The organism is Aeromonas sp. QDB20, assembly GCF_027707805.1.
Taxonomy (GTDB): Bacteria; Pseudomonadota; Gammaproteobacteria; order Enterobacterales; family Aeromonadaceae; genus Aeromonas; species Aeromonas dhakensis.
The window spans coordinates 57,452-65,151 of record NZ_JAPCJC010000024.1; the positions used below are offsets into that span (position 1 = coordinate 57,452).

3 protein-coding genes are annotated in these 7,700 nt (G+C 55.6%); 2 read left to right on the plus strand and 1 reads right to left on the minus strand.

The features are described 5' to 3' along the window. Window positions 1-78: 78 nt before the first annotated feature. Entirely contained in the window at window positions 79-5,277 is a 5,199-nt protein-coding gene (locus tag PG897_RS19595) for a RecQ family ATP-dependent DNA helicase (protein ID WP_215269728.1), read from the minus strand. A 219-nt stretch (window positions 5,278-5,496) separates the two neighbouring features. Between PG897_RS19595 and PG897_RS19600 the strand changes: the two genes are divergently transcribed. Together PG897_RS19600 and PG897_RS19605 are read left to right on the plus strand one after the other, a co-directional pair. Then, entirely contained in the window at window positions 5,497-6,162 is a 666-nt protein-coding gene (locus PG897_RS19600) for a class I SAM-dependent methyltransferase (protein WP_117405142.1), read from the plus strand. Continuing rightward, window positions 6,146-7,207, plus strand: a complete 1,062-nt coding sequence (locus tag PG897_RS19605) for an HNH endonuclease (RefSeq protein ID WP_270829282.1) — start codon at window positions 6,146-6,148, stop codon at window positions 7,205-7,207. The genes PG897_RS19600 and PG897_RS19605 overlap by 17 nt, the downstream gene beginning before the upstream one ends. The last annotated feature ends 493 nt before the right edge of the window (window positions 7,208-7,700 follow it).

A 7,700-nucleotide genomic window follows, 5' to 3' on the forward strand; every position in this document is an offset into this window, starting at 1 on the left:
GAATACAGATATGGCTCTTGATGGGCCATCTGTTGAAAACTGCCGTTGGTCTCCGTTTGGCCGTACTGTGCGCAGATGTTACAGCTCCAGTTCTATGATGGGGATCTCCCAGCGCTCGCTGCGGATATGGGGTTGAAACTCCTCTTTCTCCTGCTCTTTGCACCGCTCCACCAGGGCGATCACCCTGGCTTCGCGGATGGTATTCATATCGAACCGCCAGGTCTCTTCTCCTTGCTGTGAGAGGCGGGCTATCTCGTGACTCTGGTGATAGACGTGAAGCTTGTTGTTTTTATCGGGGGCAATGCGCACTGCATCGCCAACCTTTAGCTGACTGAGGAGCCGGTGGATACGGTGGGTCCCGTTGCTGCGCCCTGCATACCCCAATACCAGTTGCGACATGCCCATCATGGCAAAGCGGCGTTGTCTGTCCGGTCTTGTTGCGCTGGGAATCTGCGTGAAGCAGTGGGGGGCGATCAGTGGAATATGGGGGTTACGTTGATCCTGGCGAGCCATGAGAACCAGCCTGTCGATGGCGCGGGTCATCCCCACATAGAAGAGGCGACGCTCCTCTTCCAGGTTACCGGCTGATAGCTCTGCCGCGCGTTGCCAGCCACCGTCGAGTAGCAGCACATGGCGATACTCTTCCCCCTTGACCCCATGCACGGTACTGAGCAGCACTCCCTTGCCGAAGCGGATCTGGCGTCTTTGCTCGCTCAGATATTCGTAGAGGAACATCAGAAAGTGGTGGGCCGAAAGAGCATGCTCCCCCTGGCTGGCTTGCCACTGAGCAATCAGACTGTGCAGTAGCGCCTCCCAGCGGTTGGCTTGGGCAAGCGGGGGGAGGGGGGCTGCAAGTTGGTCTGCCGTTAGCAAGGTATGGCCTTGCTGTTGTAGCCAACCTTGGTAGCGCAAGATCTCACGGCAGCGATGCACGGGGAAACCATTCTCTTTATCCAGGGTGAAGCGGCAGGGAATGTCGGCATCTGCCAGTGCTGATCGAATCCAGGCTAGCTCGTCTTTCTCCAGCCCGTTACGGGCCAGCACGGCAATAGATTCCAATGGGCAGTTGGGGGCCTTCTCACGGATGAGCGCGATATGTCTCACCACTTCAGCGGCTTGCTGGGCCGCATCCTGACACTGCTGGATGATGACGCGGCCCTGCGCGGTCTCTAGTCCCTCCCAGAGCCCCCCGGCCAACTCGATCTTGCGTCGCTCATCGATCTCGATGGGGTGCGTGCGCTTCATGCGATCCTGATTGTGCTCAATCAAGCGGTTTGAGGTGTCGATGATGTGGGCGGTTGAGCGGTAGTTCCAGGTCAGAAAGTGAGTTTGGGCGTGGTAGTCTTGCTCGAAACGGCGGATAAAGCTGACGTTTGCCTCACGAAAGGCGTAGATCGATTGGTCATCATCCCCCACGGCCATCAGATGCAGGCGGGCCTCTTCATCTTCCTCACTCTTGCCTACCAGTGCTGCGATAAGTTGGTACTGCTGTTCATCTATGTCCTGATACTCGTCGACGAGCAAAAATTGCAGTCCCCCTAGCAGGCGCTCCCGCTGCTCTTCGATCTCGAGGCCGAGCTGACTCTGCTCTCCCCGCAAGAGCTTGATGGCGTCATCGATGATGGCGGTGAAGTTGATATCGTCCGAGGTGCGGTTCTGCACTGCATTGCCTGTAAGGCTCATGGCCAGGCCATGGAAGGTGAAGACCGAGACCCTGGCACCATCGCGTCCCAGCAGTTCGACCAGGCGGCGGCGCAAGGACATGGCCGCGTTGTGGTTGTAACAAAGCAGCATGATCTTGGCCGGGTCGACCTGTTTGATCCGCAGTAAGTAGGCGCAGCGGTGAATGATCACCTTGCTCTTGCCCGAACCTGGCCCTGCCAGTACCAGCAAGTTTTGCTCGGGCGGGGCTTGAACTATTTGCTCTTGTGGTCGGTTGTGCAGTTCTTCCACGATACGCTTCCAGGAGTGTTCACTGGTCGCCAGCTCTAACACCTTGCCTCTTCCCTTGAAGTAATGGCCGAGGAACTTGTCAGCTTCCATGGAGAAGTAGTCGGTCACCAGATCCCTGGCTTTCTTGAAGTGCTCAAGACCAATGCGGGCATATTCGTTCATCACATGGATCTGAATAACCTTCTGGCGATAGTGATGTTCGAGGGGTTGATAGTCTGCCTTGTTGTACTGTTGCTGGCGCTCCGCCGTCAGAGTCAATGTCATGGCCGTGCGGAAAACGGCGAGGCCATTTTGTAGCACAATGGCATGCTGCTCGTGCAGATAGAGCAGTGCTCGCTCAGACCCCTTGAGTAGCCACTCCTGTTGGCTGCTTGCCTCCCGCTTGCCCATCAGTTGGGCCACATCCATATCTTCGCGCAGATATTTGATTAACTGTTCTAGGGCGAACGAGATCATGACCTGACGTTGGACACTCTCTTCACTGCTGGCTAACTGGGTGTAGAGAAAGTCGAGCGCTGCCCCGGTAACGGCATGGCGCTGATCGATGGTTTGCTCGATTTGGGACCAGGTGCGGTTGAATGTTATCTGGTAGTGGTCCCGGGAGAGGTATCTCACATCAATTGCACCTTTCTCTCCACCCGAGCGGCCATCTTGGGACCAACTGGTCAACAGGTTACGTAGCAAACCAGGGTTACATTGCTCATGGCCCTGCTCCTTGATGGCCTGGTTGAGGAGTCGCATGTTGAGGGGGTGACCGATGTTGGGCTCGGGGGCAGGCAATTGTTCCCGCAGGGTTGCGAGCATCGCCTTTTCAATGCTGTGTACCTGGCCACAAAGTACCCGGGCGTTGTCTTTCCCCTTGGGGCGGATCCAGGCGGTGAGCAGCATGCCTTGCGAGAGCAATCCCACATCCGCCATTTGAGTGAGCACGCGCATCACTTCACTGGCTTGCACTCCGCTTCCCTGATCGACCATGTACTGGCCCGCCTCTTCGGCAATGGTGTCGGCACTGAGTCCATCGTCGTCATCTGCATTGATGAGCGCTTGAATAACGGCTTGCCAGATGGCTTTAGCCTTGGGGGCAAGTTTCAGGGTATCAACCCGTTTCATGGCCTCTTCGGTGGAGGTAAACAGGGGACGGCCCTGAAACACCTGGGTGATATTGTCGCTGCGTTCCAGATATCCGGCTCGCTCGAGCCAGGCGATAGCCGTCTTGACCTTGGTGTCGGCATTGTTGTCGTCGGCGGCGAAGCTGGTCTCTACTTCGGGCTGATTGATGAGTTCGGCGCTGGTCGCAACCAGCGGTGCCGGGTTCTCCTGCCGGTTTCCCTTGTTGGCTCTCACTCGTATCCCGCGCAGTATCTGTTTGATGTCGCGCAGGCTGACTTCACTCATGGCCTCGAGTCGGAACTGCTTCTCTATATCCTGCTCATCAAACAGCAGAACACAGTGCGCCTGATGCGTGTCGCGGCCTGCTCGACCCGCCTCTTGCAGATAGTTTTCGAGGGAGCCGGGAATGTCAGCGTGGATGACCAATCGTACATCGTCTTTGTCGATCCCCATGCCAAAGGCATTGGTTGCACAGATGACCCGGATCTCGCCATTGATGAATTGCTCCAGGGTCTCCTTCTTTTGGGCGTTGTCCATGCGGGCATAAAAACGGGCGACAGTGAGGGACTGTTGCTGGCCAAGAAAGTCGGCTAGCTCATCGACGCTGCGTTTGGTTGCGCAATAGATAACGCAGGAGCCAGGCCTGCCCTCACCGAAGAACTGCTCGAGCAGATTGAGAATATGGCCCTGTTTATTAAGCCCGGGACATTCGATCACCTGGTACTCGAGGTTGGTGCGCTCCACCCCACCTTCGAGTCTGAGTAGTGGTCGGGTCTGCTTATCGAGAAACTGATCGCAGATATCTTGAATCACATCCAGCTTGGCCGTGGCGGTGTAGCAAAAGACGGGGGGAACCTGAACCTGTTGCTCAGTGGCAATGGCGGCGATCGCCTTGGCGCAGTAGAGATAGTCGGGTCGAAAATCATGGCCCCATTTCGACAAGCAGTGCGCCTCGTCAAACACCCAGCCACCGACCTGACGCTGCCGTATGGCCTGTTTTACGGTACGGTTGCGAAGCTGCTCCGGGGAGATGTAGAGAAGCGCAATGTCCCCCATGCGGATCTGCTCTAGGATCGCACCGCGTTCGGGCAGGGTGAGCAGACCGGAGATGGCGGCCACCCCTTCGATGCCGGCCTTGAATTTAAGATTGTCCACCTGATCCTTCATCAGTGCCTGCAGCGGCGAGATGACGATAGTGAGGGCGCCACTACGCTGATTGCGGACCAGGGCAGGGAGTTGGTAGCAGAGCGATTTGCCACCGCTGGTAGGCAGGATCCCAAGCAAGGGCGTGCCTGCCATCGCCTCTTCGACCAGGGTTTTCTGCAGTGGCTCTCCGTTAGGCAGATTACGGAAATCATCGAGTTCAAAGATACGCTGCAGATGACCGCGTGCATCGTGGTTTTCCTGGCAGTAGCTGCAGTCAGCTTGGCCACAATGGTGTTCACGAACTGTGTTGATGATCTCTGCCGTTTGAGGGAAACGGCGCCAAATCCAAGGGGGCAACACTGAGTTACCGCCGGAAACCGGCAACCAGGCGCAGGCATAGGCCAAAGGCAACAGCAGCATGGGTTGGTGCAGGGCATCGCCAATTACCCGGCTAAGTTGATTCGGGCATGCCTTCTCATGAGCAATGCTCTTAATTAGGGTGGGCAGTTCGGAGACCCTGACTAGAGGTCTACCCGTTAACCGGGCAAACACCAGGGAGAGTCCCTGAGTATTGAACTGCGCCGTGACGCCTTGACTAAAAAGATATTGATAGAGCTGCAGCTGGGGTAGAGGCAAGTTCTGCAAGGCTGCCAACTGTTCGGAGAAGATCTGCAACGCGAGCCTTGCATCGGCGACCGGATCGTTAAGGGTATCTCGTACCAGCTTGTAATCCTTCACCAGGCGATGATAGGGATTCTTGGGAAAAGCGAGAGGCGATAGATAGAGGGTATCGATGACCGGCTTATCGAGAAGCAGTTGTGGACGTACAGCCTGTTTGGCCAGCCAAGGGAGATCAAAATCGAGAATGTTGTGGCCAAGGATCAGGTCTGCGTCTTGTGCCAGTGCATTGAGCGCCTTGATGGAGAGCTCTTGCGGCCCTTTGAGATTGAGCTCACGTTCCGCCAGGAGCGCCCCTAAGTGACGCAGTTTTTCATCTCGGGTCAGTTCAAGATCAAAGGAGAGAATCTTGTCATCCCCAAACGGGGTGACGACAACAAGGGGGTTCATCAATAGCCATCTCCATCTGGCGTTGACCTCTCATTGCGATAATAAGTGCCAAGAGATCAGTGAGTTGGATGAATATTACCCGAAATATTGAACGGTGCCATCATTTGGAGCCCCTGGCTGCGGTTCTTTTGGCGGACTCCCGGTTTTGTAAATGCCTCTGTCCCTTAATCGTTCATGTTTGGAAAGTGTTGTACTAGTCATGGCCAACTCACTGATCCTGTGAGATTATTTTTCTTCCTTTCCCGATTGGAACGCATCGTGCCTCTCGCTTACTACCAGTACCATGCCCACGAACTGGCAGCCCGTTATCAGCAGCTCCCGGCCCGTGCCGTTCATGGTGACTGGCTCACATTGCTGGAACCTTGGCTGATGGTGGCCCCACGCAGACTGCTTGACGTAGGGGCGGGCAGTGGACGGGATGCAGCTTTTTTGGGTGGCCTGAACCCTGGCCACCATGTGGTGGCGGTCGAGCCTTGTCACGCCTTCAGTGCGTTGGGTCAACGCTATACTCGCACGCTAGCGGTGACGTGGGTTAATGATTCCATGCCAGCACTCTCTCATGTAATCGGCCCTTTTGATCTGATCCTGCTCAGTGCGGTCTGGATGCATTTGTCTTTGGCGGATCGCCCGCTGGCCTTGGCTCGTCTTGGTGAGCTGCTCTCGCCACAGGGTTATCTGGTGTTGAGTCTTCGCTTCTCCGTATCAGAGCAGGAGATGCGGGAGCGGGCTATGTTCCCGGTGAGCCTCGAGGAAGTTGAATGTCTGGCATGGAAGGAGGGGCTGACGATCCTCCACGCCTCGGCCCTACAACAGGATGTCATGGCTCGTGGTGAGCTAAGTTGGCAGAGCCTGATCCTGGGGGGAACACATGCACGCCTCCCCTGAGCAACAACTTGCCTTTATCGCTTATCTGCAACGCATTTTCACCGAAGGCGATTTTGTGGCTACTTACAAGTGTGCCTTGCTGCACGGGATTGCAGATATCGCCATCGGGCGCAATGCTGATAACCATGAACTGGCAGCGGCCCGTACCATCACGCTGGATGAGCTTGCAGCCAAGTTTGTTGAGCTCTACTGGCAGCACTCTCTACCTTACTCGGCAACGGAAGAAAGTGCTGCCTTGCTCAAGCAGAGCAGCGGGCGTCAGGCAATCATGCTGACGGAGTTGTCTCGGCTGCGTGAAGAGGGTGTGAGTTCGGTGACCGCTTTGCGGGACCATTCTGCCTGGCGGCCTCTCATTGCCCGAGTGCGGCGTATCCTGATTGAAGGCCCGTTATGGCGTTTGCAGATCCTGGGAGGTCAGGAGGTGTGCCACCTCTATCCTCATCGCAAGGGGGCGGATCACATTTGCCTGAACCCCGGTATTCTCTACTGTCTTCATCGCTTTTACGATCTGGTGGTTTCCCTCTCCCGACAACATTGGTTGCAACTTATCTGCGATATAAAGGGCAATCAGGGGCTGATTGGCCCCAGTGTGGGGCTGGAAGATTTTCTCTTTGGTTCACGCCGGCAGGGGCTGGGACGGGTGGGGAAAGTACTGAGAGAGTTGCAGGGGGGAACCTGCTTTTACTGCCGCAAGGCGATACAGGGGGCTGGCGAGGTGGATCACTTCATCCCCTGGCGCCGCTATCCTCTCGATCTGGGTCACAACTTCGTGCTGGCACATGCCAACTGCAATCGTAGCAAGCGAGACTTCCTCGCAGCGCCAGAGCACAGGGATGCCTGGTATGAGCAGAATATTGTGATGTATGGAACACTCCTCACCGACGAGCTCGGGCTTTTGGTGGGGGTTGATGCCGACCGTTCTACCGCTATTGTGACCTGGGCCTATCAGCAGGCCGTTCGCGAGCAGGTTAGGTTGTGGCGGGGCATTGACGAGTTTGTTGACGTTATTGTGCCTGGGTTGGATATTTCCATGCCTTCTTGGTGAGGCGTGAATCTTTTTAAGCGTCAGGATGTCGGATATAAAAAGGGCCACCTCTTGCGAAGTGGCCCTTTCCAAACGTTTGGTGGAGCTGGGGGGAGGTGACAACCAATCTTTAGTTTATCATTTCAGATCAATCAGTTAGATGACCTGTTCCAGCGAATCGCTTCTGTAACCCTTTACCATGACACCAAAATTTGGACGCCAGTTCAACTCCTTACAGGGAATGTCTTCTTGTCATAACGTGAAGCTCACTGATAGCATCAAACGAAGACATATATGAGGACTTTGAAATGGCAGAAATGCGAGAAGACTACCGCGACCTAAACCTCGACCGTACCTGTATAGACCGTGTTATCAGTGGTTTCATTGAACAAAACAGCCTGCGGCTCAGGGAGAATACTGCGCGGCAAAATGGTGGGGCGCGAATTCAACTTCGAAGTGCGACACTCGCCTATGCCGCCTGACGGTACTCTTCGAATACCTTGACAGGCTGCCT

What these genes read in the sequence shown, in the direction of transcription:
- PG897_RS19595 (WP_215269728.1), bottom strand. Translation starts at nt 5,277, where the DNA reads ATGAACCCCCTTGTTGTCGTCACCCCGTTTGGGGATGACAAGATTCTC.
- PG897_RS19605 (WP_270829282.1), top strand. Translation starts at nt 6,146, where the DNA reads ATGCACGCCTCCCCTGAGCAACAACTTGCCTTTATCGCTTATCTGCAA.